Here is a 25,425-nt window from a genome sequence, read left to right as displayed (position 1 = left end):
ACGGCCTTTTGGCCACGAAGCCGGGTTCCGGCTCACATTGGGAGGAAAACATGAAATCGCATCTTCTGTGCGGCTCCGCCGCCATTGCCGCACTGTTCCTGGCATCGGCGGGCTCCGCCGCCGCCGCGCCGAGTTGCGGCTTGAACAACGGTCAGGCGGCGACCGGCGAACCGATCAAGGTCGGCACCATCGTCGGCCGGACAGGCCCCGACGACTTCTCGTCCGCTTCGCGGGCGGCTAAGGCCTATTTCGACTGCGTGAACGCCAATGGCGGGATCAATGGCCGCCCGATCGAATACCTCGTCGAGGACGACCAGTGGAATCCGGAAGTCGCCGCGCAGGTCGCGACCAAGCTGGTCAAGGACGAAGAGGTGGTCGCCCTCGTCGGCAACGCTTCCTTCGTGGAGATGGGCGTCAATGCCAAGCTCTACGAGGAACAGGGCGTGATGGCCATGGCCTCCGGTTGCGCCGTAGCCGAGTGCTTCGAATCGAAGAACATCGTCTCCACCAACGAGGGTCCGCTGCCGTCTTCCGTGGGGGCTGCCCAGTGGGCGGTCGCCAACCTCGGCTCAACCAATGTCGTGTGCATCGGTCTCACCATTCCGAGCGTCGGTCCGTATTCCTGCGGCTGGACGGAGAAGTACATGCAGTCGAAGAACCTGGCAGGTTCGAGCGTGCTGCTCGACCCCTCGGCGGCGGACATGAACTCGGCCTTCCTGGAAGCCGTCGCCTCCGGGGCCGATACGGTGCTCGTCAATCTGCCTGCAGGCATGGCTGCGGCCTTCCTGAAGGCGGCTCTCGAGTCGGGTCAGCGCGACAGCTACAAGTGGATTTCCTCCACGCCGCTTTATGACCGTGATGTTCCGGCCATGCTCGGCGCAGACTGGGCCGGTGTCATGCATGTCAACATCGAACTGACACCAATCGACGGGACGGGTCCCGATGCCAGCAACTGGCGCGCCGTTCTCGATGCTCACGGCAGTGCCGATGATCCGCGCGACACGTTCAGCCAGGCCGGATACCTCTCTGCCCGCTTCTTCGTCGACGCCATGCTGCAGCAGGACCCGGCAAAGCTCGATCGTGCGACGGTGACCGAGGCGATCCGCAATATCAAGAACTACAGCTCCGACCTGTTGTGCGGTCCCTATTATGTCGGCACGGGCGACCGCCATATGCCGAACCACGCCAACATGATGGTCCAGACGGTCGAGGGTGGCTACAAGGTCGTCGGCGAATGCACGGACGTGGACAGCGCCTATCTCGATCCTTATCGCGCCGATGAAAAGGCGCTCGGTGTCGTGAACTGAGGTCGCTGGGGGATGCTGGGCGCCTATGGAATGTTCCTCGTCTCGGGGCTCGCCGTCGGCGCCCTCTATGCGCTGGGCGGGGTAGGGCTTGTGATCCTGAACCGCGCCACCGGCGTGCTCAACTTCGCCTATGGCGCCATTGGCGCCGTGGGCGCCATGACGGCCTGGCAGGTGCTGGAATGGCACCTACCGGAGCCTCTCGCCTGGGCGGCCGCGATGGGGGTGAGCCTCGCTCTCTCTCTGGGTTTTGGTCTGCTGGTCGCTCCGCAACTCGCCCACCGGGAACCGGTGATCAAGGCGGTGGCAACACTCGGCTTCGCGCTATGTCTGCTCGGCCTGATGAACCTGGTCTGGATGGTGACGTCCCGCAAGCTCGGCTTGTTCTCGGACAGCCTCGGCCTTTCCATCATCGGGGTCCGCATCAACGGCACCCGGCTGATCGCGCTTGCCGGCGGGGTGATCGCCACGCTCGCCATGGGGATCTATCTGTCGAGAACCCGTACGGGCCTGCTGATGCGGGCGCTCGCCGACAGCCGCGATGTCGCCGCCATCCTCGGTGTCCCGGTTCGCCGCGTCGAGGCCATCGCCTGGGGGATCTCGGGTGTGCTGGCCGGTTTTACCGGCCTGCTTTTCGGAGGACTGGTGCGGCTCGATCCGGCGGTCCTCACCTTTCTCGTCATCCCGGTGATCGCCACCACAATCATCGGACGACTGAAATCCATTCCGGTCACCTTCGTGGCCGGACTTCTGATCGGAGTGACCGAAAGCATGCTGACCCTGGTGAAGCCGCTTGCTCCATTCCGCGTGGCCGCTCCCTTCGTCATCGCGACGCTGGCGCTGATGTGGCTGCAGCGCGGCCGACGGCTGACGTTCGCCGGAGAGGATTGAGATGATGGCATCGAATCCCCCGGCGGTTTCCACTCCTATCCCGGCCCTTTGGCGCTCCCGCCCGGTCGGTTTCGCCATCCTTGTTGCGGTTCTCGCCTTTCTGCCGCCGCTGTTCCTGGCCTCCCTCTGGCTCAAGGTCCTGACGGGCGTCGCGATCTACACGCTGACCGCTGCCGCCATCGCGCTGCTCTATCGGCGTCTCGGGCTGGTCTCTCTGGCCCATGTCGCTCTCATGGGGGCAGGTGGCTGGGTCGGACTCAGGCTTGCCTATGGTCTCGGCACGCCCTTCGAGGTCAACATGCTGGCCGGCGGGGTCGCCGCTGCGTGCCTTGGCATGGTGTTCGCCTATCCGGCCCTGCGCATGCGTGGGCTCTATCTGGCCCTTGTTACCCTCATGATCGCCGGCGCCTTCGCCATCATCGTCAATGTGATCCAGTTTCCCAATGGCGGGGGTGGATGGTCCGGTTTTGCCGTGAAGTCGGCCGGATACATGCCGCGTCCGGCCGTCGCCTCCAGTGATGTGAGCTACTATGCCTATTGCGTCGTGGTTGCGGCGCTCGGCATGGCTCTCATTCACTGGCACGAGATCGGGAAGGCGGGCCGGGCCTGGGCGCTGATCCGGCGCTCCGAGGCGGCCGCGATGTCCACCGGGGTCGATGTTCCCTTCTACAAGATCTGGGCCTTCGCCCTGTCGGGCTTCCTTGCCGGGATCGCCGGCGTGCTGCTCGCCGGCAATCTGCAGATGCTCGACGCGCGCAGCTTTCCAGCCGCCGAGTCGGTGATGATCTTTGCCCTGACGATCGTCGGGGGGGCCTGGAGCCCCATGGGCGCTCTGATTGCAGCCGCACTCTATCGCCTCGTTCCAGCTTTGCTTAACGATCTCGGCGTCAACGGCAATGCCGCCTACATCATCTTCGGTGCCGCCCTTATCCACGCGCTCGCCACCGCACCCAGAGGCATCGCCGGCCAGATCGAGGATCTCGCGACCCGGTTGCTCGGCAAGTCGAACGGAGGGAGTGCCAGATGATCGAGATCGATGGCGTGACCGTCTCCTTCGGTGGTGTCACGGCGCTGAACGGGCTCACCGTGCAGCTTGATGCGCCGGTGGTCGGCATCATCGGGCCGAACGGCGCTGGCAAGACGACGTTTCTCAACGTGTTGTCCGGCTTCGTCAGGCCGAATGCCGGGCGAATCCGTGCCTTTGGCCAGGAACTCACCGGATTTCAGCCCCATCAGAGGGCACAATGGGGCCTACGTCGGTCCTTTCAGAAGGAACAGGCCGTCGACGAACTGACGGTGGAAGACAATGTCAGGGTCGTGCTCGATTCTCTCCCTCTGTCGCGCGGCGCGGCGGAGGATGCCCTGACGAGGGCTCTGGAATTCACGGGGATCAGCGCCGTCCGCCGCCGCTCCGTGGCCGGGCTTAACGCCTTCGAACGGCGCATGACGGAGCTGGCGCGCTGCGTGGCCGGTTCGCCCAGACTCATCCTGCTGGACGAGCCGGGAGCCGGCTTCTCCCAGAGCGAGGTCGCGACGCTGCGGTCCGTCATCAATGGGATTTCCGAAACGGTCGGGGCTCGGACCTTCCTGATTGATCACGATGTCGATCTGATCCAGGCTACATGCCACCGTACCATGGTTCTCGATTTCGGTTCGCTCGTCACCTATGGCGATACGGCCTCGGTGCTGGCCGATCCTAGGGTGCGGGCGGTCTATCTCGGTATGGAGGAAGCGTGATGCAGGCTCTTGAGATCGAGGGGCTGATCGTCCGCCGAGGCGTCAGGCGCGTGGTGGACAATGTGTCGATGAGTCTGCGACCGGGAACGGTCACGGCGCTGCTGGGGCCGAATGGTGCGGGCAAGAGTTCGCTCGTCTTGGCCCTTGCCGGCGCGCTCCCGCTCGAGGCTGGCTCCGTCCACGTCGGTGGCCGGCGTCTCTCCGGTCTGGGGACGGAGGCGGTTCGGGCTGCCGGTGTGGCTGCCGTTCCCGAGGGGCACCGGGTGTTAGCTGGGCTTTCCGTCGATGACAACCTGCGCACGGCCGGGCATGCCCATTCCCGCGCCGAACTCGAGCGGGCGCTCGAGGAAATCTACTCGATCTTCGGCGAGTTGGCGGAGCGGAAGAACCAGCGCGCCGGGTCCATGTCCGGCGGGCAACAACAGATGCTGGCACTCGGCCAGGCGCTGATCTGCCGGCCCAAATTCGTGCTCGCCGACGAGATGTCCCTGGGACTGGCGCCCCTGATCGTCAAGCGGCTGATGGGCGTGGTGGAAAGGCTAGCCCGGGAAGGCACGGGCATACTGCTGATCGAGCAGTTCACCGCCGTCGCCCTGTCGCTGGCCGATCACGCCATCGTCATGTCTCGTGGGCGGTTCGCCTACTCCGGCGAGCCTCAGAGACTGATCGCGGAACCCGACATCCTGCACAAGGCCTATCTGGCCTGAATTTCGGGATTGGCGGGGTCTTCGGTGGAGGTCTGGCGGTGAGGCAGCGCGCTCCGGTCGTCTGCTTCGGGGGAAGCGATACGGCCCTGCCGCCAGGCTGCTGGGGATATGCCCGTTCTTTTGCGAAAGAAGCGGGAGAAGTAGGCGGGATCTTCAAAGCCAATTTCGCGGGCGATGTCTTCCACCGACCGGATGGTGAACATCAGCAGGCGCTTGGCCTCGAGCAGGCGACGCTCCATCAGCATCTCCTTGACGGATTGCCCGAAAGTTTCCCGCGCCGCCTTGTCGAGCAGGTGCGGCGTGGTCGCAAGCAGCGTCACGTAACGCGCGACGGTCCAGTCCTCGCGGTAGTGCAGGTCGATCGCACGGCGAAGACTGGCCGCCAGCCGCTTCGAAGGGGAGGCCTCCGTGAAGTCGCTGCCGCCGCCCAACCGGGCGATCTGGGAAAGCATGACGCCGATCAGCCCCGCGAGCAGCCGGGGGCTGGTCGAGGTTGTCCCGAGATATTCGTCGACGACCATTTCGGAGAGGCGGTCGAGACGGATCCAGGCCGGATCCTCCGGGCTGCCTTCGAAAAGGCAAGGCGCGTCGAGCGGCAGATCGACGCTGGCGGCGAGCGAACGAAGCTGGTCGTCGGAGATGGAGATCACGACGGCATCCGAATGCTCTTCGACATCGAAGGCATGGACGACGCTCGATGGCACGAAACTGACGGTCGGAGCAGAAAAATTCCAAGTGTGATCTTCGATCCGATATGTCCCGCCGCCTTTGAACCAGTAAGTGATTTGTCCCATTTGTGGATGCTTGTGCGGCGAAACATGGCCAAAATGCACGTTTCTGCGCTCCATCACCGCTTCCACGTGGAAGAAGCCAACATCCAGCACTCGGGTCGGTTCGCCGTAAACGAAATAGGTGGGGACGTCGTGTCTGTCTGTCATGCCGGAAAAAGTACCAGTGAATTGGGCTCTTTGTCCATGGCCCGGAGCCGGCGCCGGATTTAACGTTTGTCAGAATTTAAAGGGAGGAGCGCACATGCGTGCAGAAGATTATCGGAAAGACAACACGCGCCCGTTCACCGGCGCGGAGTACCTCGCGAGCCTCCGAGACGGCCGTGAAGTCTACATCAACGGCGAGCGCGTCGCCGACGTCACGACGCATCCTTCGATGCGCAATTCGGCCCGCTCCATCGCGCGCATGTACGATGCGTTGCACGACGAAAAGACCAAGGCGCGTCTGACCTCGCCGACCGACACCGGATCCGGGGGCTATACGCATAAATATTTCCGCGTCGCCAAGTCCTCGGAAGAACTGGTCGCCCAGCAAGGAGCCATCGCCGACTGGGCGCGCATGTCCTATGGCTGGATGGGGCGCACGGCCGACTACAAGGCGGCGCTGATGAACACGCTCGGCGCCAATGCCGACTGGTACGGACCGTTCAAGGACAACGCGCTCGCCTGGCACAAGCGTGCCCAGGAATCCGTGCTGTTTATGAACCATGCGATCGTCAATCCGCCGATCGACCGCCACAAGCCCGCGGATGCGGTCAAGGACGTGTTCGTCCACATCACCAAGGAGACCGATGCCGGCATCTATGTCTCGGGTGCCAAGGTCGTGGCGACTTCCTCGGCCCTGACCCACTACAACTTCCTTGCCCAGAGTTCGGCGACCGTGACCGAGGATCCGTCTCTCTCCGTCATGTTCATCGTCCCGATGAATGCTCCCGGCATCAAGATGTTCTGCCGCGTCTCCTACGAACAGACCGCGAATTCGGTCGGGCAGCCGTTCGACTACCCGCTTTCCTCGCGTTTCGACGAGAATGACGCCATCCTCGTGCTCGACAATGTCTTCGTGCCCTGGGAAGACGTGCTCGTGTTGCGTGACGCGGCGAAGATCCTGTCCTTCCACCCGGCGTCCGGCTTCATGCACGGCTACTGCTTCCAGGGTTGCACCCGTCTCGCCGTGAAGCTGGATTTCCTGGCAGGGCTTCTCGCCAAGGCGCTCCGGGCCACCGGCGGCGATGCCTTCCGTGGCAACCAGGCAATGCTGGGCGAGGTCATCGCGATCCGTCACCAGTTCTGGACGTTTTCCAATGCCATGGCGCACAATCCGATCCCGTGGGCCAATGGTGCCGTCCTGCCGAATCTCGAGGCGGCGCTCTGCTACCGTACCTTCATGTCCGAGGCCTATCCCAAGGTTATCGACATCGTGCGGCGGACCGTGGCTTCCGGCCTGATCTACCTACCGTCGTCAGCGAAGGACTTCCAGAACCCGGACATCAACCGCTACCTCGCGCAATATGTCCGTGGCTCGAACGACATGGGCCATATCGAGCGCATCAAGATCATGAAGCTCCTGTGGGATGCGACGGGCACCGAGTTCGGCGGGCGCCATGCGCTCTACGAGCTGAACTATGCCGGCGCGCCCGAAGAGGTCCGCCTGCAGGTTCTCAAGGGCGCCGAACGGGGCGGCCGCCTGAAGGAAATGGAGGCTCTCGTCGACCAGTGCATGGCCGATTACGACGAGAACGGCTGGACCGGCGATACCTGGATGCCGCCGCAGGACGACCTGCGTGCCTTGCGCGATGCGGCAGAGTAGGAGGACGGTTATGACGCTCTCCGTTTCGAAGACCGAGTTTCGCAATGCGATGGCCAGGGTCTGCGCCCCGGTCAACGTGATCACCACCAACGGACCCGCCGGGCGCGGCGGGTTCACCGCCACCGCCATGTGTTCGGTGACCGACGAGCCACCGACGCTGCTCGTCTGCATGAATTCCCGGTCGTCGCAGGCCGGTCTCTTCGTCGAGAACCGCCAGTTCTGCGTCAATGTCCTGACCCAGGAACACCGCGATCTGGCGGGTCTCTTCGCCGGTCAGCAAAGTGACATGGAGGCACGTTACGCCGCGGCCGACTGGACCAATCTCCCTTCCGGCAATCAGGCGCTCGTGGATGCCATCGTTTCCTTCGATTGCCGGTTGGCCGAGGCCCGTCCAGTCGGAACGCACAATATCTTCATTGGCGAAGTGGTAGACATAAGGTGCCGTCGTGACGGACACGCACTGCTCTATTTCGATCGGCACTACGTGCACGTGCCAACAGAGGCTGGAAGCTACGGAGGATAGCTCCGTAGTATTGCCTAGGAGACCTGTGCGCGGGTTGGCGTAGACAGGGCGGTTGATTGCTGATTCTATGGGCTTTCCCAGAAGGAGAGCGGCAGGTGGCACAACGTTCGATCGGACAGGAACAGTTTGGTTTTGCCGGGCGCGAGCGGGCGGCTTCATCGCTCGACGTGCTGGTCTCGCTGATCGACTGGAGCCAGGTCGCGGAACTGCTCGATCCGCTCTATCCGGCTACCAAGGGCGAGCCGGCCTGGCCGCCGCTGGCGATGTTCAGGGCTCTGCTCCTGTCGATCTGGTACGATCTGTCCGATGTGAAGCTTGCCGAAGCGCTCGACGATCGAGCCTCCTTTCGCCGCTTCTGCGGCTTTTCCGCGAATGAAGCGACGCCTGAGCGGACCGCCTTCGTCCGATTTCGCAGGCTGCTCGTGGCGCACAAGCTTGACCGGGCGCTGTTTGAAACCGTGACCATGCAGCTCAAATCAAAGGCGGTGACGGTCAAGACCGGAACACTGGTCGATGCCACCATCATCGCGTCTGCCAGTGAGGGCGATGACGATGCACGCTGGGTAAAACACAAGGGAAAACGGGCTGTTCACGGCTTCAAGGCCCACGTTGGCGCCGATGCCGATACAGCGCTGGTCGAGGAAGTCTCGGTCACATCCGCCAATATCAATGACGGCAAGGCAGGCCCGGAAGCCTTGCCCGACAATCCCGGCGAGGTGTTCGCCGACAGCGCTTATCGCGGCAATCATTTTCGCGATGCCGTGCGGGCCAAAGGCGGCATTCCCCGCATTGTCGCGACCAGCGTCTGGGCGTGCACCGAAGGGGAAGCCCAGGCATGGCTCCACCAATGGAATCAACCGATCCATCGCGTGCGGGGCCGGATCGAGAAGATCTTCGGAACATGGAAACGATGCTACGACCTTCGCCGAATGCGATGGCGAGGTCTCGCCAAAGCCGCCGCCCAAGTCCACCTCACTGCCATCGCCTACAACCTCAAGCGCACCATGAATATTCTCACGACGGCGGCCTAAGAGCCCCCGCTATCTTGCCCAACACAGTGATCGAGCGGTGGCAAGCCGAGAAGCTGCCGAAATCTATCGCTTTTCAAAGCCGTACGCCAACCCGCGCACAGGTCTCATAAGAGGCGATCGCGGGAATTGGTCGAGGTGATCACCGATCCGCGGATGCGGGCAGGGCAGGCCGATCCCGTTGCCTGAGGCGGTGGAGGCCTTTGCATCATTCGCTGGAATGGGCCTGGAGCATGAAGGTGCACGCCAGAGCCGCCAGGAGGACTGACTATGGTGAGCGGTTGGGACAAGTCGCCTGGCCCGGACAATGAGAGTTGGGTCGGGAAAATTGAACAGTTGAGGTAAGGATCCTTCGGCTTTTGAAGACGGCAGCGTGCCGAGGAACAGGAGCCATGATGAAGGAACCACCCGCCGCAAGCATAGCCCTGCATTCAAGGCGAAAGCCACCGCTCTCGCGCTGTCTGCTCACTCCTCTATCACGCGCGTCAGGTAATCGGCGGTCGCACTTGGGCTTGGAATAATCGCCACGATCTTCATCTGGGCAATAGTGCGATTGACCGAGGCCTCCAGATGCGTCTGAAGCATGGAGGCCGCAGCCGCAGTCGCGCCGCGCATCAGAAGCTCGACGATCATCCTCAGTTCCGTGATGATGATCGGATCGCCCGGCAGACCGAGAAGACCGAGCAGCCGCTCGATGGCGGTAACCGGCAGGAGATTGTTGCGGATCAGTTCCTGCAGCTTCTCGTTCGGCGTCGCCAGGACGCAGGTGTCGATGAACAGCGTCTGGATATCGGAGGGGTCTTTCAGGAAATCCAGCGTGTGTCGGCCTTCCAGTGTGCTCAGCCGGCCGAAAAGCGCGGTCAGTGCGGCGCGGTCGATATGGGGAGCCGACGCGATCAGCGCCTGAGGCTCCAGAATGCCGCGCAGCACGAAATGATCCTTGACCGTCTGCGCGGTGAGCGGCCCGGCGATCCAGTGCGAGGAGGCGTTCTTGCGCACCAGGCCGCGCTCGCGCAGGCGCGTCAGCACATCGCGAACCACGGTACGGCTGACGTTGAAATGATCGGCAAGCTCAGTCTCGATGATGCGGTACTGCCCGAAAACGACGCAGCCGGCGACGTCCCGCTCGACGATATTGTAGATACGCTCCCACGAGGCGCGGTTCTGCAAGGCCTCGTCGGCATGCTGGGGAATGATCAGCCCGAGCGTCTTGATGTCGGTGCGGTTGGGTTCCGGTTCGTCGCTGCCCGGACCGACGAGATAGCCGCGCCCCTTGAAGCGATGCACGAGGCCTTCCGCCTCCAGCGTCTGCAGGGCGCGCTGCACCGGCGCGCGGGAGGTCTGGAGGATCTCGGCGATCGGCCCCTCGAGCAGCACGAGGCCGACCGGCAGCACGCCTTCGGCGATGTTCGTTCTGAGCACATCCTCGGCGATTTCATACCGGCGTTGTGCGTTTTGTCCCTTGCGGTTTTCAGCCATGGACCCGGAAAGCCTTCATGATGGAGCGACGAAGCGGATGATTTGTTTACGGCATTTTCCATTCGCCGCGCCAGATTTTCATAAAATGACTATTGAATGCAAAATGTGAATTTATGATCCTTGTCGCAGAGGTCAAGCGGACCGTCCTCGGCGGGCAGAGAAATAATGCGACGCTATCCCGCATTGGTTGCGGATGGCCGAAATTCCGGATTTCCACGCGCAATGTCCTGATATTCAGGCTCTGCGCGGCTGCCGGCGCGCCCTTGCGTCAGCCGGCAGGCATCCGCATTGCAGTCACAAATGACCGGCTCACCCGTCAGAGGCAAAACGAATGCAAAATCACAAAAAGAGTATTGCATACAAAAATCATTGATGTCATAGTTTTCGCAACGATCGCGCCGGACAAGAAGCGCGGCGAGGTGGACCATTTAAACGCCACGGAACAGTCCTGAACCCGATGCGCCATGCCCTTGGCGCAAGCGCTTCCACGCGCCCTGAACAACGCAATTGGCGTTCTGGGGCCGTATCGGCGAACGGACAGCCGTGCCCTGAACTGGCGGAAAAAACAGTGTCGACAGTGCTGCAACTTTCGAATGTCGTGAAGTCCTACGGCGATTCCGTGGCACTCGACGGCATCGACCTTTCCCTGCCCGACGACAGCTATGTGTCGCTGCTCGGGCCGTCGGGTGCCGGCAAGACGACCCTGCTCAGGGTGATCGCCGGCTTCGAGACCCCGGAACGCGGCGCGATCCGCTTTGCCGGCCGGGATATCGGCGGCGTTGCGCCCTATGAGCGCGAAATCGGCTTCGTCTTCCAGAATTTCGCGCTGTTCCCGCATCTGACGGTCGAGAAGAACATCGCCTTCGGGCTGGAGAACCGGAAAAACAATCCGGTCACGGATCCTCGGATCGTGCGCCGAAAGGTGCGCGACATGATCGCGCTGGTCGGCCTGACGGGGCTGGAAGAGCGCGCGGTCACGCAGATCTCCGGCGGCCAGAAGCAGCGCGTGGCGCTCGCCCGCACGCTTGTCACCGAACCGAAGATGGTTCTGCTCGACGAGCCGCTCGGCGCGCTCGATGCGAACCTGCGCATGCGCATGCGCAGCGAGCTTCGCTCGATCCGCGAACGCTGCGGCGTCACCTTCCTGCATGTCACCGGCAGCGAGACGGAAGCGCTGGCCATGGGCGATACGGTTCTGGTGCTGGACGGCAGGAAGATCGCCCAGCAGGGCGATTCCGATACCGTCTACAATCATCCGGTCTCGCCCGCGGTCGCCCGCTTCTTCAACTGTTACAACATCTTTTCCGGCGTCATCGAGGGAGCGGGCTTCAAGACCGCCGCCGGTGTCTTTCCGGTCGGCGCCACCCTGCAGCCCTGCGCGCAGCAGGCCTATGCCATCCGTTACGACCGCATCGCCATCCGTCCGGCCGGCACGCCCGCCGGCGAAGGCGAAATCGCTATCGAGGGTGCCTTCCTCGCCAGCGAATACACGGGATCGGCGATCACCTCCTTCTTCACGCTCGACGACGGCAAGGTCTTCGAGGTGGAGACCCATCTCAGCCACGCCGCGCCCGAAAGCTACGAGCCGCATGGCCGTTACAGCCTCATCTGGAAGAAGGACGACGCCATTGTTTACGCGTGACGTCCCGACCGCCCGTACCCTGCCCATCCTCCCGGAAAGTTCGACCCATGACCGCCATAACTGAAACCTCGAGCGAAAGCTCAACGGTCACGCTCAAACCTGCCAGGGGCCAGTGGCTTCTCGCCCCCGGCGTCATCTGGATGGTGCTGTTCCTCGTGCTGCCCATGCTGATGATGCTCTACGTATCGTTCTGGACGCAGACCACCTTCAAGATCGAGCCGAAACTGACGCTGCAGAGCTGGATCACCTTCTTCACCAGCGACACCTATCTCGGCGCGCTGTGGACGACCGTCCGGATCTGGCTGACGGTTCTCTTGGCCACCGTGCTCGTCGGCTATCCCGCAGCGCTCTTTGTCGGGCTTTTCATCAAGAACAAGACGCTTTCCACCGTGCTGCTGGTGCTGTGTGTCATCCCGTTCTGGACCTCCTTCCTGATCCGCGTTCTCGCCTGGCGCCCGATGCTCGGCAAGGAAGGCGCGATCAACATGATCCTGATGAAGATCGGCATCATCACCCAGCCGATCGAGGTTCTGCTGTTTTCCGAACTGTCAGTGGTCATCGGCATGACGCAGATCTACTGCGTCTTCATGGTCGGCCCGATCGCCTTCATGCTCGGCCGTATCGATCCCTCGATCATCGAGGCAGCGGAAGATCTCGGCGCGAGCTTCTGGCGCATCTTCCGCACCATCATCCTGCCGCTGTCCATGCCGGGCGTGGTGGTCGGCGCGATCTTCGTCTCCGTCATGGTGCTTGGCGAGTTCGCCACTTCCGCTGCGCTCTCCGGCCGCAAGGTCAACCTGCTCGGCAATATCATCGTCACCCAGGTCGGATCGCTCAAATGGGCCTTCGCCGCCGTGGCTGGCGTCGTGCTCACCGTGCTGATGGGCGCGGTCGTGGCCGCCCTGCTCCGGGTCGTCGATCTCAAGAAGGAACTCTGATCATGAACGCAGGCGGCATCAAATTCGGCCTTGCGGTCTATACGACCCTCTTCATCGTCTTCCTCTACGGCCCGCTCGTGGTGCTGGCCATCCTGTCCTTCCAGGCGGGACCGGAAGGCGGTCCGCAGTTCCCGATCATCGAATGGTCGACCTACTGGTACAAGCATCTGTTCGGGCTCACGCCGCCATCGCGCATCGCGCCGCTGCCCATCGACCAGGCGCTCATCCGCTCGATGGCGCTGGCGCTGATGACCACGGTTGTCTCCACCGTGCTGGGCGTGATGTCGGCCCAGGCCTTCCGTCGCAAGTTCCGCGGCTCGGGCGTGGTCTTCTACCTGATCGTTCTCGGCATGATGGTGCCGGGCGTGCTCGTCGGCCTCGGCATGGCGCTCGTCGCCAACACCTTCGGCATCGACCGCCACTGGTGGACGACCGCCTTCGTGCTGCACGTCGTCTATACCTTCCCCTTCGCCTTCCTGGTCATGCTGGCGATCTTCAACCGCTTCGATCCGAGCGTCGAGGAAGCCGCATGGTCGCTCGGGGTCAGCCCGGCGCGCACCTTCCGCAAGATCACCTTCCCGCTGATCTTCCCTGGCGTGCTTTCGGCCATGCTGTTCGCCTTCACGCTGTCCTATGACGAGTTCTCGCGCACGCTCTTCGCCTCTGGCCGCGATCTCACCCTGCCGCTCGCCATCTACGGTACATTCTCCGTGGAAGTGCATCCGAACGTCTTCGCCTTCGGCGTGCTGACCACCCTCTTCTCCTTCGCGCTTCTGTCGGTCTACGCGATCCTGATGGGTCTCTCCGTCCGCCGCGCCAAGCGCATCGCCGTTCAGGAAGACGCATGATGTCCGCAGAAAACTCCGCCCATAAGCCCGTCTCCGCCATCGTCACGGGCGCCGGTTCCGGCATTGGCAAGGCGATTGCCGAACGGCTCGCTGCCGACGGTTATGCCGTGCTGGTCAACGATCTCTCCGCCGAACGGGCCGAAGCGGTCGCCGCCGGCATCCGCAACAGCGGCGGTCTTGCCAGGGGCTTTGCCGGCGATGTCTCCACCGAGGCGGATGTCGCGGCAATCCACGCCGCAGCGGTCGCGACCCATGGCGAGGTCGGGCTTATGGTCAACAATGCCGGCATTGCCCATCAGGCGCTGTTCGAAAACCTCAAGGTCGCCGATTTCGACCGCATGTTCGCGGTGCATGTCAGGGGCAACTTCCTGATGACCAGCGCCGTGCTGCCGGCCATGCTCGCCGCCGGCCATGGCGTCATCGTCAACATCGCCTCTCAGCTCGGCCAGATCGGCGGCATCGAACTCGTCCACTATTCCGGCGCGAAGGCCGCGATCATCGGCATGACAAAGGCACTGGCGCGCGAGGTATCGAGCCGCGGCGTGCGGGTCAATGCGGTGGCGCCCGGTCCGATCAACACTCCCCTCGTCATGGAGCTTTCCGACGACTGGCGCGCCCGCAAGCGTTCGGAACTGCCGCTCGGCCGCTTCGGCGAACCGGAGGAAGTGGCCGCAACCGTCGCCTTCCTCGCTTCCGACGCAGCGAGCCTGTTCGTCGGCCAGACCCTTGGGCCCAATTCGGGCGACGTCATGCTTTGAGGAACAGATAACATGTCCAGCAGCAAGAATCGCATCGTCCTCGTCACCGGAGCCGGCATCGGCATTGGCCGGGGCACCGCAAAGGCCTTTGCCGCTCTCGGCGATCATGTCGTCGTCACCGACATTCTCGAGAAGGAAGGCAATGCCGTCGTTTCCGAAATCGTCGATGCCGGCGGCTCGGCGGAGTTCATCCGCTACGACGTCGGCGCAAAGGAAGCCGCAGACGCCATCGTCGCCGATGTCGAGGCCCGTCTCGGCCCGATCGACATCATCGTCGCCAATGCCGGCATCGCGCATCGCACGCCGCTTGCCGAGCTGACCGACGAGAAGTGGGACCTCACCCTCGATATCGACCTCAAGGGCATCTTCCGCCTCGTGCGGGCGGCAGCGCCTGCCATGCGCACCCGCAAGTCGGGTTCGATCGTCGCGCTCTCCTCGATCATGGGCGTCGCCTATGGCTGGGACGAGCATGTCCATTATTCGACCGCCAAGGCCGGCGTCGTCGGACTGGTCAGGGCGCTCGCCGTCGAGCTTGCCCGCGATGGCGTGCGCGTCAACGGCATCGCGCCCGGCTACATCCGCACCGCCCAGCTTCTGTCGGAAGAGAACTCGCTCGGCCCGGCCGGCGCGGAAAAGGCGGCCGAATTCATACCGATGGGCCGTCTCGGCGAGGCCGAAGACATCGCCGACGTCATCACCTTTCTGGCGTCGCACGGCGCGAGATACATGACCGGCCAGGTGCTGGTCGTGGATGGGGGCCTCCTGGTGGGGCGCTACTGAACCGGTTTCCGGCGGAGACAACCGCCGGAACGGAAGAGAAGACAAGCGGGGTCTCGGCGCGACCGGGCTTCGGGGAACAATCAAGAATTGGAGAGAAGAGACATGTCCATCATGGAAATGAACCGCCGTTCGCTTCTGAAGCGTTCTGCCGGCGCCTTCGCGCTGGCGATGGGTGGCGGCACGCCCTTCCTGTCGTCGCGCGCCGCCTTTGCCGCCGCCGGCGATCTCGCCAGCCAGCAGCTGCGCACCATCGGCCTTTCGGTCACCGTTCAGGAACGCATCCTGGAGGAATTCAAGAAGGCCTCCGGCGTCGGCTCGACCTCGGGCACCGCAGCCACCTATCCCGACGCCCAGACCAAGATCCTGTCCGGTTCGAAGGACTATGATTGCTGGGAAATCATTGCCGAGCGCCTGCCGTCGATCGTCATGACCGACAATGTCGAGACCCTGCCGGCTGCATCGCTAAAGAACTGGGCGAACATCCGCGACACCTTCACCAAGCCGAGCGACAAGTGGGACCTGAAGTCCCAGATCGTCGGCCAGATCTGGGCCGACGAAGGCCAAACCATGCTGAACATGGTTCCCGCCGTCTACAACTACGATTCCATCGGCTACAATCCCGATGTCGTCACGGCGGAAGAAGCCAATACCTGGGCCTGCATCTTCGATCCGAAGTGGAAGGGCAAGTCCGGCCTCAACACCGACCCGCTGATCGCCTTCGGCCAGGCCATCATGGCGATGAACTCGCTCGGCCTTTCCGACGTCAAGAACCCCGGCAATCCCTCGGCGGACCAGATCGACGAAGCCGCGAAGTTCCTGGTGTCGAAGAAGAAGGAAGGCCAGTTCCGCGCTCTCTGGGGTGATTTCGGTGAACTCGTCAACTTCATGGCATCCGGCGAAATGGTCGTCTGCGACGCATGGCAGCCTGCCGTCATGGCCGTCAAGGCACAGGGCAAGCCCGCCAAGTACGCGGTTCCGAAGGAAGGCTATCGCGGCTGGGCCATCGGCCCGGCGATGATTGCCGGCTCCACCAACAAGGAAGCCGTCATCGCCTATGCCGACTACTGGCTCTCGGGCGAACCAGGCATCACCGTCTCCGAGCAGGGCTACTACTCGCCCTCGACCAACATCAAGAACGTCATGGACCCCGACAAGTATGCCTTCTGGTACGAGGGCAAGCCGTGGGTCGGCGCACCCGAACGCGGCATCAACGAAGGCGACCTTCGTGATGGCGGTTCGCTGGAGGAACGCGCAAGCAACGTCGCCTACTGGCACCAGTGGCCGGATGAATACGACCATCTCGTCCAGAAGTGGGACGAATTCCTCAACGCGTAACCGTCTGACGCCCGCCTTCGCTCACCCCGGCGAAGGCGGGCGCCGGAACCCCATTGGCATCAGGGGCATTAGGAAAGCTACGGAGTCTGCGATGATTTACGACCTCGAACTGATGAAGGTCGGCAAGGTGTACGACAACGGCACCACCGCGGTTGCCGAATTCGATCTGGCCGTGACCAAGGGCGAGTTCATCGCGTTTCTCGGTCCTTCCGGCTGCGGCAAGACGACGACGCTGCGCATGATCGCCGGTTTCGAGAGCATCTCGTCCGGGGACATGATGATCAAGGGCGTGCGCATGAACGACGTGCCCGCGCAACGCCGGCCAACCTCAACGATCTTCCAGAACTACGCGCTGTTTCCGCATATGACCGTGCGCCGCAATGTCGGCTACGGCCTTGCGGTCAAGGGCCTGCCCAAGGCGGAAATGGATGCCAAGGTGGACCGCATCCTCGCTACCCTTGGTCTCGAGGACATCGCCGACCGCAAGCCCGAACGTCTTTCCGGCGGCCAGCGCCAGCGCATCGCGCTTGCCCGCGGCCTCGTGGTCGAGCCGGATATCCTGCTTCTCGACGAACCGCTCGGCGCGCTCGACGCCAACCTGCGCAAGGCGATCCAGAACGAGCTGAAGCTCCTGCAGAAGAACCTAGGTGTCACCTTCATCTTCGTCACCCATGCCCAGTCGGAGGCGCTGGCGCTTTCGGACCGGGTGGTGGTGATGAACCAGGGCCGCGTCGAGCAGATCAGTCCGCCGCACCAGCTCTACACCCGGCCCGATACCCCCTTCGTGGCGCAGTTCGTCGGTCGCAACACGATGTTCTCCGGCGTAGTCAAGGGCAGCGAGGGCGGCATGGCCGTGGCCGAGACGGCATCGGGTACGCTGACTGGCAAGTCTTCCATCGCGCTTGCCAGTGGTGTGCCGATCAACCTCGTCGTACCCGCCGAGGCCATCGAGGTTTTCCCCGCCGCCGCCGCCCGGCGTGACCGGCTCGCCCGCGAATTCGGCGGTAATCTCATCGATGCACGGATCGACCGTTTCGACGTGGTCGGCCACATCTCGCATCTCAACGTCTCCCTGTCCGACAATCGCAGCATCATGCTGGAAGGACATGTCGAAAAATACCGCCCGGACACCTTCGCCATCGGTTCTCAGGTCATCCTCTCATGGAGCCCCGAGCAGGCAACCGTGATCCCGGCGCACTGACACACCCATCCAATCAGAAGACACGACACAGGAGGTTCTTCACATGGCAAAGGAAATTCTCTGCAGCTTCGGCATCGACGTCGATGCGGTCGCCGGCTGGCTCGGCTCCTATGGCGGCGAGGATTCGCCGGACGACATCTCGCGCGGCCTGTTTGCCGGCGAAGTCGGCTCGATGCGTCTCCTGAAGCTTTTCGAACGCTTCGGCATCAAGACCACATGGTTCATCCCCGGCCACTCCATCGAGACCTTCCCGGAGCAGATGAAGGCAGTTGCGGAAGCCGGCCATGAAATCGGCATTCACGGCTACAGCCACGAAAACCCGATCGCCATGACCCGCGAGCAGGAGATCGAGATCCTCGACAAGTGCATCGATCTCGTCACCCAGCTTTCGGGCAAGCGGCCGACCGGTTACGTCGCGCCGTGGTGGGAGTTCTCCAACGTCACCAACGAGTTGCTCCTGGAACGCGGCATCAAGTACGACCACTCCCTGATGCACAACGACTTCACGCCCTATTACGTGCGTGTCGGCGACAGCTGGACCAAGATCGACTATTCCAAGAAGCCGTCCGACTGGATGATCCCACTGAAGCGCGGCGTCGAGACGGACCTGATCGAAATCCCGGCAAGCTGGTATCTCGACGACCTGCCGCCGATGATGTTCATCAAGAAGTCGCCGAACAGCCACGGCTTCGTCAATCCGCGCGATATCGAGCAAATGTGGCGCGACCAGTTCGACTGGGTCTACCGCGAGATGGATTACGCCGTCTTCCCGATCACCATCCATCCCGATGTCGCCGGCCGTCCGCAGGTTCTGATGATGCTGGAACGTCTTTACGCACACATGAGCAAGCATCCGGGCGTGAAATTCGTTACCATGAACGAAATCGCCGACGACTTCGCCAAGCGCTTCCCGCGCAAGAAGTAAGCCCGGCGGCAACAGGTATAATCGCGCCGGCCTTTAAAAGGGCCGGCGCATCCCAAACCGGAGGCAGCAGGATGTGCTCGCTTTGTGGCGTCCTTGGCGGCGCGGAACACTGGTCCGATGCGGCGGCAAGGCCCGGCGTCTTCACCCGCAATGTCGAGCGGATCGATCGCCGCCGGGAACGGGCGAACCGCGTCGCCGCCGCCAACCGCATCCTTGCGGCCTACGGCCTCACGCTTCACGACTGGCAGGGCTCTTCCTTCGTGCTTGCCAACAAGACCGGCAAGAGCGAAGTGGTCGAGGATCTCGGCCATCTCTGGCCCGCCGCCGAACGCATGATCGGCCGGCCCTGCGACCCTCTCGATCCGGGTCTCGTCACCCGGCTGGAGACTGAGCGAAGTGTTTGAGATTCCACAGTTTACAGCTGTCAACTTGTTGACCGGTTTCCTAGGCTCCGGCAAAACCACGCTGCTTCGCCGGATGCTCGCCGATCCGGCGCTCGCCGATACCGCCGTTCTCATCAACGAGTTCGGCGAGGCCGGGCTCGACCATCATCTTGTCGAGCGCATCGACGAGAACATGGTGCTGCTGCAATCCGGCTGCATCTGCTGCACCGTGCGCGGCGAACTGGTCGACGCCCTGCGGGACCTGCATTCGCGCCGCGAACGCGGCCTGATCCCCGTCTTCTCGCGGGTGATGATCGAAAGCACGGGCCTGGCCGATCCCTTCCCCACGCTTTCCACCATCAAGGCCGATCCGGTGCTACGGCATCACTTCAAACCCGGAAACGTCATCACGACAGTCGATGCGGTCAACGGCGAAGGCAATCTCGACGTCTACGTGGAATCCAACCGTCAGGCGGCCATCGCTGACTGGCTGGTGCTGACGAAGACCGATCTCGCCGGCGCGGAGGCCGCCGAGGCCCTTGAAAAACGCCTGCGCCAGCTCAACCCCGCTGCGACCGTGATCGACGTGCATGACGAGGATCTCTCGGTCGCCGCCCTCGTCGGCTCCTCCGACACCACCCGTGGCAACGGCCTGCAATCGATAAGCGGCTTTTACTGCGAGGGCAGCCGCGAACTGGTGACGGCGAGCGGCGAGGCCCACAGCGCCGCCTTCCGCTCCTTCGTCGTCACCATCGACCACGCCATCGACTGGACCGCCTTCGGCATCTGGCTCACCATGCTGCTCAACCGCCATGGCGACCGGGTGCTTCGGGTGAAGGGCATCCTCAACATTGCCGGAGAGGAGAGGCCGGTCGCCATCCACGGCGTCCAGCACCTGGTGCACACCCCGGTCCACATGGGGGGCTGGCCCTCGGAGGATCGCCGTTCCCACATCGTCTTTATTGTTGACGGTCTCGATCCGAAATTGTTGAAACGGTCCTTCGAAGCGTTTGCGGTCGTCTCATCCGAACCCGCCCATGGCCCGACGCCGATAATGAGCCAGAACCGGTAGTCCGCGCGCATGAGAAAATCCAGATCTGCGATGTCCCAACTCGCCACGCCCGCGCTGGCAACGGCCGGCCGGCCGAAGCTTCGAGTGCTCGGCACGGCAATCTCGCTGCTGGAAGAGCTGCGCGTCGGCGCGGAAAAGGACCTCGGCATCGAAATCGCCTTCGACAACAACGACTTCCTGACGACCCAGTACAAGGCGGCGCAGGATCCCGGCGGCTACGACATCTACGACCAGTGCTTCCACAATCTCGATATCGTCTGGTACTGGCGGGCGATCCAGCCGATCGACATCAACCGCATCGCGCTGTGGGACGAAATCACCGACCTCACCAAGACCGGCCGCATCGCGCCGAATGCGCGGCTCGGGCAGGGCGACGCGCCGGTGAAGAAGCTCTTCGTGCAGCCGAACCTCGAGCTCGGCGAGACCCCGACCTCGCGCATCTCCATGCTGCCGACCCACCATAACTTCGACAGTTTCGCCTATCGCACGGATCTGGTGAAGGCGCCCTCCGAGGTGGAAAGCTGGGCGAGCCTGTTCGACGAGCGCTGGGCCGGGCGGGTGGCGCTGGTGGACGAACCGGCCATCGGCATTTTCGATGCAGCGCTCGCCGCCCAATCCGCCGGGCTGATGCGCTTTGAAAACATCGGCAACATGACGGTCGCGGAAATCGACCGGCTGATCGATCTTCTCGCCGAAAAGAAGCGCTGCGGCTTCTTCCGCGCCTTCTGGCGCACGGCGGAAGAAGCGGCGCAGCTGATGATACGGCACGAGACGGAAATCCAGAGCATGTGGTCGACGGGCACGACGATCCTGCAGGGACAGGGCCTGCCGGTCGATCAGGCCGTGCCGGCCGAGGGATACCGCGCCTGGCATGGCGGCCTCTGCCTTTCGCGCCAGCTTGTCGGGCGAACGCTCGATGCGGCCTACGACTATCTCAACTGGTGGCTTTCCGGCTGGCCGGGTGCGGTGGTCGCCCGGCAGGGCTATTACATTTCGACGCCGGAGCGCTCGCGCAGCTACATGAGCGACGCCGAGTGGAACTACTGGTATGCCGGCCGTCCCGCGACCGAGGATCTGCCCGGCCCGGACGGCGGCATCCGCATTCGGGCGGGCTCGCTGCGCAGCGGCGGTTCCTACTGGCAAAGAGCCAACTCCATCGCGGTGTGGAACACCACGATGGACGAACATAACTATCTCGTCCGGCGCTGGATGCAGCTCGTCGGTCGATAAGCTTGAAAAAAGGGCATGGATATGGGGCATCTTGGCAAATCGGTCGCGCAGCTTTCCGCACTTATCCAGACGGGCGCGCTCGATCCGCGCGCGCTTGCCGAGGAGACGCTGGATGGTATCCGCACCCATGCGGACCAGTCGATCTTCACCGTACTGACGCCTGAAAGGGCTCTCGCCGAGGCGGACCAGTCTGCAAAGCGGCTTGCCGAGGGCCGTTCGCTCGGCATTCTCGACGGCATCCCGGTCGCCTGGAAAGACCTTTTCGACATGGAAGGCCTCACCACCACGGCGGGATCGACGGTGCTGGCAAAGAACCCGCCGGCAACCACGGATGCCGCCATCGTCACCACGCTGAAACAGGCCGGCATGATCGCCGTCGGCCGCACTAATATGAGCGAATTCGCCTTTTCGGGCATCGGCATCAACCCGCATTACGGCACGCCGAAGAACCCCGCCTCCACCGACGTTCCCCGCGTTCCCGGCGGCTCCTCCTCGGGGGCCGGCGTTTCCGTCGCCGCAGGCCTCGTGCCGGTCGCCATGGGCACGGATACGGGCGGATCGATCCGCATCCCCGCGGCTTTCAACGGCATCGTCGGCTACAAGGGAACCCGCGGGCGCTACGCCATGGACGGCGTATTTCCGCTCGCAACCAACCTCGATGCGCTCGGACCCCTCTGCCACACCGTGCAGGACGCGGTCTGGGTCGATGCCGCCATGCGCGGGCGGACATCCTCCGAGGTCATCAGGGGAACGCTTGAGGGACAGTCGCTCGTCGTGCCGGAAACCGTCTTCTTCGACGGCATCGAGGACGGTGTCGCCATGGCCTTCGAAGCCACGCTCGAAAGGCTTTCCAGGGCCGGCGCGCGCATCCGCCGGCAGGCCTTCCCGATCTTTGCGCAACTCTTCGAAATGATCACCGAAAGGGGCGCCCTCGTCACGGCCGAAGCCTATGCGCTGCATGGCGAGCGGCTGCACGGCGAGGACGCCCGCGGCATGGACCCGCGCGTCGTCTCGCGCTCGCTGACTGGCCAGAAGATCACCGCCCCCGACTACATCCATATCCTTCAGGTCCGCCAGCGCATGATCGCGGAAATGGCCCGCTCAGTTGCACCGGGAGATATCCTCGTTTCCCCGACGCTCCCCCATGTCGCGCCGACCATCGAAAGCCTTCTCACCGACGATGCGGCCTTCTTCGCGGCCAACGGCAAGACGCTGCGCAACACCCAGATCGGCAATTTCCTCGACTGGTGCGGCGTTTCCATCCCCTGCGGCACGGGCGACGCCGGCATGCCCGTCGGCTGCCTGCTTTCAGGCCTGCCGAACACTGACGAACATCTCCTGTCGATCGCAGTCGCGGCGGAGGAAACGGTACGTGGCTGACGATATCATAAGCGTCTCGGCCGCCCGGGCGATGAAAGCCGCCGGAGGTCAGCTCGTGCTCAATGCGGCAACGGCGCGGACGTTGTCGGACGATCACGGGCAGATCGTCGATGTGATCGTCGTAAACGCCATCGAGGCCGAACAACTGGCCCAGGTCCCGGTGATCGATACCTTGGCGGGAGCGCTTGGTGCAGCCAAGCAGCTGGCCGGCCGGTCCCCGTCGTTGTCGTGACGGCGGGCGGGCAAGGGGTGGCATGCGACGAAGAAAGGCGAAGAATTTTCAGTTGAGGCGGTCAAGGCAAGACTGGTGAGCACCCGCGGCGCGGGCGACGAGTTCACAGGTGTCCTCGCGGCTGATCTTGCGTGTGGAAAGGATATCCGTTCGGCGCTGGTTTCGGCGAACCGGGCCACCGCCGCGCTGGTAAGCACGCCTCACGGCACGTGAAGGCGCGCGGCGAGGCTCTTTGCAGCGTTCTTGATCGGGGAGACTTCCGCCCGGCGAGGATCCCTTGCCGCAGATCGCTACCGTTCCTGTAGGCATCGTAACGATTGGCGCATCTTACAAGTCTTTTCCGCACGCGCTTGTCGGCCGTACGATGCAGGGGAAGTTCTCCCTTCCCACCGGTGTTTCGACGGTCTTTGATGGCCGGCACGACACAGATGCAGGTGCGAAATGGATCGTGAAGAGGAGCGAATGGAAAGGGATATGACGCCCGCAAGCGGCGAAGGGGTCCCGAACCCCGGGGGCAAGACCAACCCCGGCCCCAGTACTGACACGAAAGCCGTGTTAGCCCCTGAAGGGCCTAATCGCCTCGTGTCTGATATCGCGCGCCTGATTGGCCGGCAGTTGGCGCGTGAAGACTACAAGCGCCGCGCCGCGACCAACGACAATCGTGGTCCGGAGGCGGACGGCGACGGTGATTGACGAGAGAGCGATCGCAACCCTCGCTATTGGATTGTGTGCCAAACGCCTTGCACCGTCGTCCGGTTTGCGACTAGGATTCCGCTTGAGGCAGATACGCGCTGCCTTGGGGCGTCGAAACCCCTCACGAAAGCTGATGCCAGCTGATATGGCATCGTACTCGTTGACCTTATGGTCGGGGAGCCTGTGGCGTATGCAACAGGCCTCCGGCTAAAGGCTACAGGGCCGTTTCGTGACGGTTTCGAACTCCCCGATCACCAGGGGTCATTGAGCATGGACGCGGGGGCGAACCGCGAATGCTCCCAGGAAGCCGATCGAACGACACGAGGGCAGACAGCCCCGTTTCCCTATGCGACCAGCATCCGCGACCCCTTGCCATTGCAAAGGGGAAACCGTCATGTCGGATACACAGCAGGCATCGAGTTGCAGTTTCTACACCTATGTTTACGGCGACGACCTTACGAGGACCAGCCGCCGTTTCTACGATACGCAGGATACGGCGCGGCGGGATGTCGTGACCTTTCGCCGGAAATTGCTTGCGGAGAAAAACCGTAGCGACCCGCTTCCGGACATGAGGATTGTCCGGATGGAGACTGTGCCGCTGACGCCAAAGGCGCTCGCCTCCCTTTTCAACGATCTTGACGGCCGGCTCGGCGACTTCATCCGCTTGCGGGAAGTCGTCGAGGTGATCACCGAGCCGCAGGTCGGGGCCGGGCGAGCCAATCCCGTCGACTGATGCGTCGGAGCCGACTGAGGCCTTTGCCTCGTTCCACTGACGTCGGCCAGAACAAAGCCGTCCCCTCAAGGGCATGCCGCTGACGTGGTGGCGCGTCCCGCGCCCGTCTCTTACGTAAATACAGCGCGTTGCTGGATGCCCATGAACGCTGAAGACGAGACTCAACAAGGAGACATGCCGATGACTCGTGCTGCCCTCTACGCCCGCTATTCCTCGGATAACCAGAGGGAGGCCTCGATCGAGGACCAATTGCGATTGTGCCGTGAGCGCGTTCTGAGGGAAGGATGGGACTTCGCCGAAACATATTCGGATGCCGCGGTATCCGGAGCGAGCATGCTCCTCCGCCCGGGCATCAGACAGCTTGTTACTGACGCCCAATCGGGACAGTTCGAGGTCGTCGTCGCGGAGGCGCTCGACCGACTGTCCAGGGATCAGGAAGACATAGCGGGCTTGTTCAAGCGACTGCGGTTCGCCGGTGTGACAATCGTGACGTTGAGCGAGGGACAAATCGATGAGCTGCATGTCGGGCTGAAGGGCACGATGAACGCGCTCTTTCTCCGAGATCTGGCTGCAAAAATACGGCGTGGCCAGATCGGCCGCGTGACGAAAGGCTTTTCCGCCGGTGGCTTGTCATACGGCTACCGCGTGGTGCGGAAATTCGACGAGCGGGGCGAACCGATCAGGGGGCTTCGCGAGATCGATCCTGAACAGGCGGACGTGGTGCGTCGGATCTTCAGTGAGTTCGCGTCGGGGCGTTCCGGTCGCACGATTGCTGCCGCCCTCAACCGCGACGGCATTCCGTCGCCTTTCGGCGGCGAGTGGGCCGCGTCGACCATCAACGGAACTCTGAAGCGCCGCAGTGGAATGCTCTACAACGAAGCCTACGTCGGATTGCTGGTGTTCAATCGTCTTCAAATGATGAAAGATCCAGACACCGGCAAGAGGATTTCGCGGCCCAATCCTCCGGATCAGTGGCAGGTCGTTGAAGCGCCGCATTTGCGTATCATCGCG

At 63.1% G+C, this 25,425-nt stretch carries 27 protein-coding genes and 1 pseudogene; 26 read left to right on the top strand and 2 right to left on the bottom strand.

The genetic code is table 11. The annotated features are described in order from the left end of the window. Positions 1-50: 50 nt before the first annotated feature. Genes NHF53_RS14555 through NHF53_RS14535 form a run of 5 tightly spaced genes read left to right on the top strand, consistent with a single transcriptional unit; the run spans position 51 to position 4,639 of the window. Entirely contained in the window at positions 51-1,307 is a 1,257-nt protein-coding gene (locus NHF53_RS14555) for an ABC transporter substrate-binding protein (RefSeq protein WP_252834769.1), read from the top strand. A gap of 12 nt (positions 1,308-1,319) precedes the next feature. After that, entirely contained in the window at positions 1,320-2,195 is an 876-nt protein-coding gene (locus tag NHF53_RS14550; protein ID WP_252834768.1) for a branched-chain amino acid ABC transporter permease, read from the top strand. Between the two features lie 4 nt (positions 2,196-2,199). Continuing rightward, positions 2,200-3,222, top strand: a complete 1,023-nt coding sequence (locus NHF53_RS14545) for a branched-chain amino acid ABC transporter permease (protein ID WP_252834767.1) — start codon at positions 2,200-2,202, stop codon at positions 3,220-3,222. Next, the gene (locus tag NHF53_RS14540) at positions 3,219-3,932 is read left to right on the top strand and encodes an ABC transporter ATP-binding protein (protein ID WP_252834766.1); all 714 of its coding nucleotides are present in this window, start codon (positions 3,219-3,221) and stop codon (positions 3,930-3,932) included. The genes NHF53_RS14545 and NHF53_RS14540 overlap by 4 nt, the downstream gene beginning before the upstream one ends. Beyond that, positions 3,932-4,639 carry an ABC transporter ATP-binding protein gene (locus NHF53_RS14535; RefSeq protein ID WP_252834765.1) on the top strand — a complete coding sequence of 236 codons (708 nt, stop codon included), beginning with the start codon at positions 3,932-3,934 and terminating at the stop codon, positions 4,637-4,639. The genes NHF53_RS14540 and NHF53_RS14535 overlap by 1 nt, the downstream gene beginning before the upstream one ends. Here the strand turns inward: NHF53_RS14535 and NHF53_RS14530 are convergent. Then, positions 4,627-5,577: a helix-turn-helix domain-containing protein gene (locus NHF53_RS14530; protein ID WP_252834764.1), complete on the bottom strand. Its 951-nt coding sequence runs from the start codon at positions 5,575-5,577 to the stop codon at positions 4,627-4,629. The genes NHF53_RS14535 and NHF53_RS14530 overlap by 13 nt on opposite strands. A gap of 94 nt (positions 5,578-5,671) precedes the next feature. On the opposite strand from NHF53_RS14530, the gene NHF53_RS14525 reads away from it, so the two are divergent. Genes NHF53_RS14525 through NHF53_RS14515 form a run of 3 tightly spaced genes read left to right on the top strand, consistent with a single transcriptional unit; the run spans position 5,672 to position 8,788 of the window. Further along, the gene (locus NHF53_RS14525) at positions 5,672-7,234 is read left to right on the top strand and encodes a 4-hydroxyphenylacetate 3-hydroxylase family protein (protein WP_252834763.1); all 1,563 of its coding nucleotides are present in this window, start codon (positions 5,672-5,674) and stop codon (positions 7,232-7,234) included. Positions 7,235-7,244: 10 nt separating this feature from the next. Next, positions 7,245-7,757: a flavin reductase gene (locus tag NHF53_RS14520; RefSeq protein WP_252834762.1), complete on the top strand. Its 513-nt coding sequence runs from the start codon at positions 7,245-7,247 to the stop codon at positions 7,755-7,757. Positions 7,758-7,813: 56 nt separating this feature from the next. Beyond that, the gene (locus tag NHF53_RS14515) at positions 7,814-8,788 is read left to right on the top strand and encodes an IS5 family transposase (protein WP_252834761.1); all 975 of its coding nucleotides are present in this window, start codon (positions 7,814-7,816) and stop codon (positions 8,786-8,788) included. Between the two features lie 462 nt (positions 8,789-9,250). Here NHF53_RS14515 and NHF53_RS14510 read toward each other — a convergent pair whose 3' ends face one another. Continuing rightward, positions 9,251-10,264 (bottom strand): GntR family transcriptional regulator, encoded by a 1,014-nt coding sequence (locus NHF53_RS14510; protein WP_129332901.1) that lies wholly within the window; start codon positions 10,262-10,264, stop codon positions 9,251-9,253. Positions 10,265-10,377: 113 nt separating this feature from the next. Between NHF53_RS14510 and NHF53_RS14505 the strand changes: the two genes are divergently transcribed. The 18 genes and pseudogenes from NHF53_RS14505 to NHF53_RS14420 form a co-directional block, all read left to right on the top strand. Continuing rightward, the gene (locus tag NHF53_RS14505) at positions 10,378-10,716 is read left to right on the top strand and encodes a hypothetical protein (protein ID WP_252834760.1); all 339 of its coding nucleotides are present in this window, start codon (positions 10,378-10,380) and stop codon (positions 10,714-10,716) included. A 116-nt stretch (positions 10,717-10,832) separates the two neighbouring features. Further along, positions 10,833-11,906 (top strand): ABC transporter ATP-binding protein, encoded by a 1,074-nt coding sequence (locus NHF53_RS14500; protein ID WP_252834759.1) that lies wholly within the window; start codon positions 10,833-10,835, stop codon positions 11,904-11,906. A 47-nt stretch (positions 11,907-11,953) separates the two neighbouring features. Next, on the top strand, positions 11,954-12,844 hold the full coding sequence (locus tag NHF53_RS14495; RefSeq protein WP_129332898.1) for an ABC transporter permease: 891 nt from the start codon (positions 11,954-11,956) through the stop codon (positions 12,842-12,844). A 2-nt stretch (positions 12,845-12,846) separates the two neighbouring features. Further along, positions 12,847-13,692: an ABC transporter permease gene (locus NHF53_RS14490; protein WP_252834758.1), complete on the top strand. Its 846-nt coding sequence runs from the start codon at positions 12,847-12,849 to the stop codon at positions 13,690-13,692. Then, positions 13,692-14,450, top strand: a complete 759-nt coding sequence (locus tag NHF53_RS14485; RefSeq protein WP_252834757.1) for an SDR family NAD(P)-dependent oxidoreductase — start codon at positions 13,692-13,694, stop codon at positions 14,448-14,450. Before NHF53_RS14490 ends, NHF53_RS14485 begins: the two co-directional genes overlap by 1 nt. 12 nt (positions 14,451-14,462) lie before the next feature. Further along, positions 14,463-15,230 (top strand): SDR family NAD(P)-dependent oxidoreductase, encoded by a 768-nt coding sequence (locus NHF53_RS14480; protein WP_252834756.1) that lies wholly within the window; start codon positions 14,463-14,465, stop codon positions 15,228-15,230. Positions 15,231-15,332: 102 nt separating this feature from the next. Further along, the gene (locus NHF53_RS14475; protein WP_252834755.1) at positions 15,333-16,565 is read left to right on the top strand and encodes a PotD/PotF family extracellular solute-binding protein; all 1,233 of its coding nucleotides are present in this window, start codon (positions 15,333-15,335) and stop codon (positions 16,563-16,565) included. Positions 16,566-16,656: 91 nt separating this feature from the next. Then, positions 16,657-17,766, top strand: coding sequence for an ABC transporter ATP-binding protein (locus NHF53_RS14470; RefSeq protein ID WP_252834754.1), 1,110 nt, complete (start codon positions 16,657-16,659; stop codon positions 17,764-17,766). 43 nt (positions 17,767-17,809) lie between these two features. Further along, a complete protein-coding gene (locus NHF53_RS14465; RefSeq protein WP_148658129.1) occupies positions 17,810-18,691 on the top strand; it encodes a polysaccharide deacetylase in 882 nt (293 codons plus the stop codon). A gap of 71 nt (positions 18,692-18,762) precedes the next feature. Further along, positions 18,763-19,095, top strand: coding sequence for a hypothetical protein (locus tag NHF53_RS14460; RefSeq protein WP_252834753.1), 333 nt, complete (start codon positions 18,763-18,765; stop codon positions 19,093-19,095). After that, positions 19,079-20,146, top strand: coding sequence for a GTP-binding protein (locus tag NHF53_RS14455; RefSeq protein WP_252834984.1), 1,068 nt, complete (start codon positions 19,079-19,081; stop codon positions 20,144-20,146). The genes NHF53_RS14460 and NHF53_RS14455 overlap by 17 nt, the downstream gene beginning before the upstream one ends. A gap of 9 nt (positions 20,147-20,155) precedes the next feature. Beyond that, positions 20,156-21,376 carry a PotD/PotF family extracellular solute-binding protein gene (locus NHF53_RS14450; protein WP_374591120.1) on the top strand — a complete coding sequence of 407 codons (1,221 nt, stop codon included), beginning with the start codon at positions 20,156-20,158 and terminating at the stop codon, positions 21,374-21,376. A gap of 15 nt (positions 21,377-21,391) precedes the next feature. Then, positions 21,392-22,756, top strand: a complete 1,365-nt coding sequence (locus NHF53_RS14445) for an amidase (RefSeq protein WP_374591118.1) — start codon at positions 21,392-21,394, stop codon at positions 22,754-22,756. After that, positions 22,749-22,988, top strand: a complete 240-nt coding sequence (locus NHF53_RS14440; protein WP_252834751.1) for a hypothetical protein — start codon at positions 22,749-22,751, stop codon at positions 22,986-22,988. The genes NHF53_RS14445 and NHF53_RS14440 overlap by 8 nt, the downstream gene beginning before the upstream one ends. A gap of 24 nt (positions 22,989-23,012) precedes the next feature. Beyond that, positions 23,013-23,201, top strand: a pseudogene (locus tag NHF53_RS24310) (PfkB family carbohydrate kinase); the annotation flags it as partial. Positions 23,202-23,429: 228 nt separating this feature from the next. Then, positions 23,430-23,681 carry a hypothetical protein gene (locus tag NHF53_RS14430; RefSeq protein ID WP_252834749.1) on the top strand — a complete coding sequence of 84 codons (252 nt, stop codon included), beginning with the start codon at positions 23,430-23,432 and terminating at the stop codon, positions 23,679-23,681. A 394-nt stretch (positions 23,682-24,075) separates the two neighbouring features. Continuing rightward, a complete protein-coding gene (locus NHF53_RS14425) occupies positions 24,076-24,414 on the top strand; it encodes a hypothetical protein (RefSeq protein ID WP_252834748.1) in 339 nt (112 codons plus the stop codon). 180 nt (positions 24,415-24,594) lie between these two features. Next, positions 24,595-25,425 (top strand): recombinase family protein (locus NHF53_RS14420; RefSeq protein ID WP_252834747.1); only part of this gene is annotated, 831 nt, incomplete at its 3' end.

The organism is Ciceribacter sp. RN22, from assembly GCF_024054295.1.
Lineage (GTDB): Bacteria > Pseudomonadota > Alphaproteobacteria > Rhizobiales > Rhizobiaceae > Allorhizobium > Allorhizobium lividum.
The sequence above is the reverse complement of the archived record's forward strand: the minus strand, read 5'-3'. Positions and strand labels throughout refer to the sequence as shown.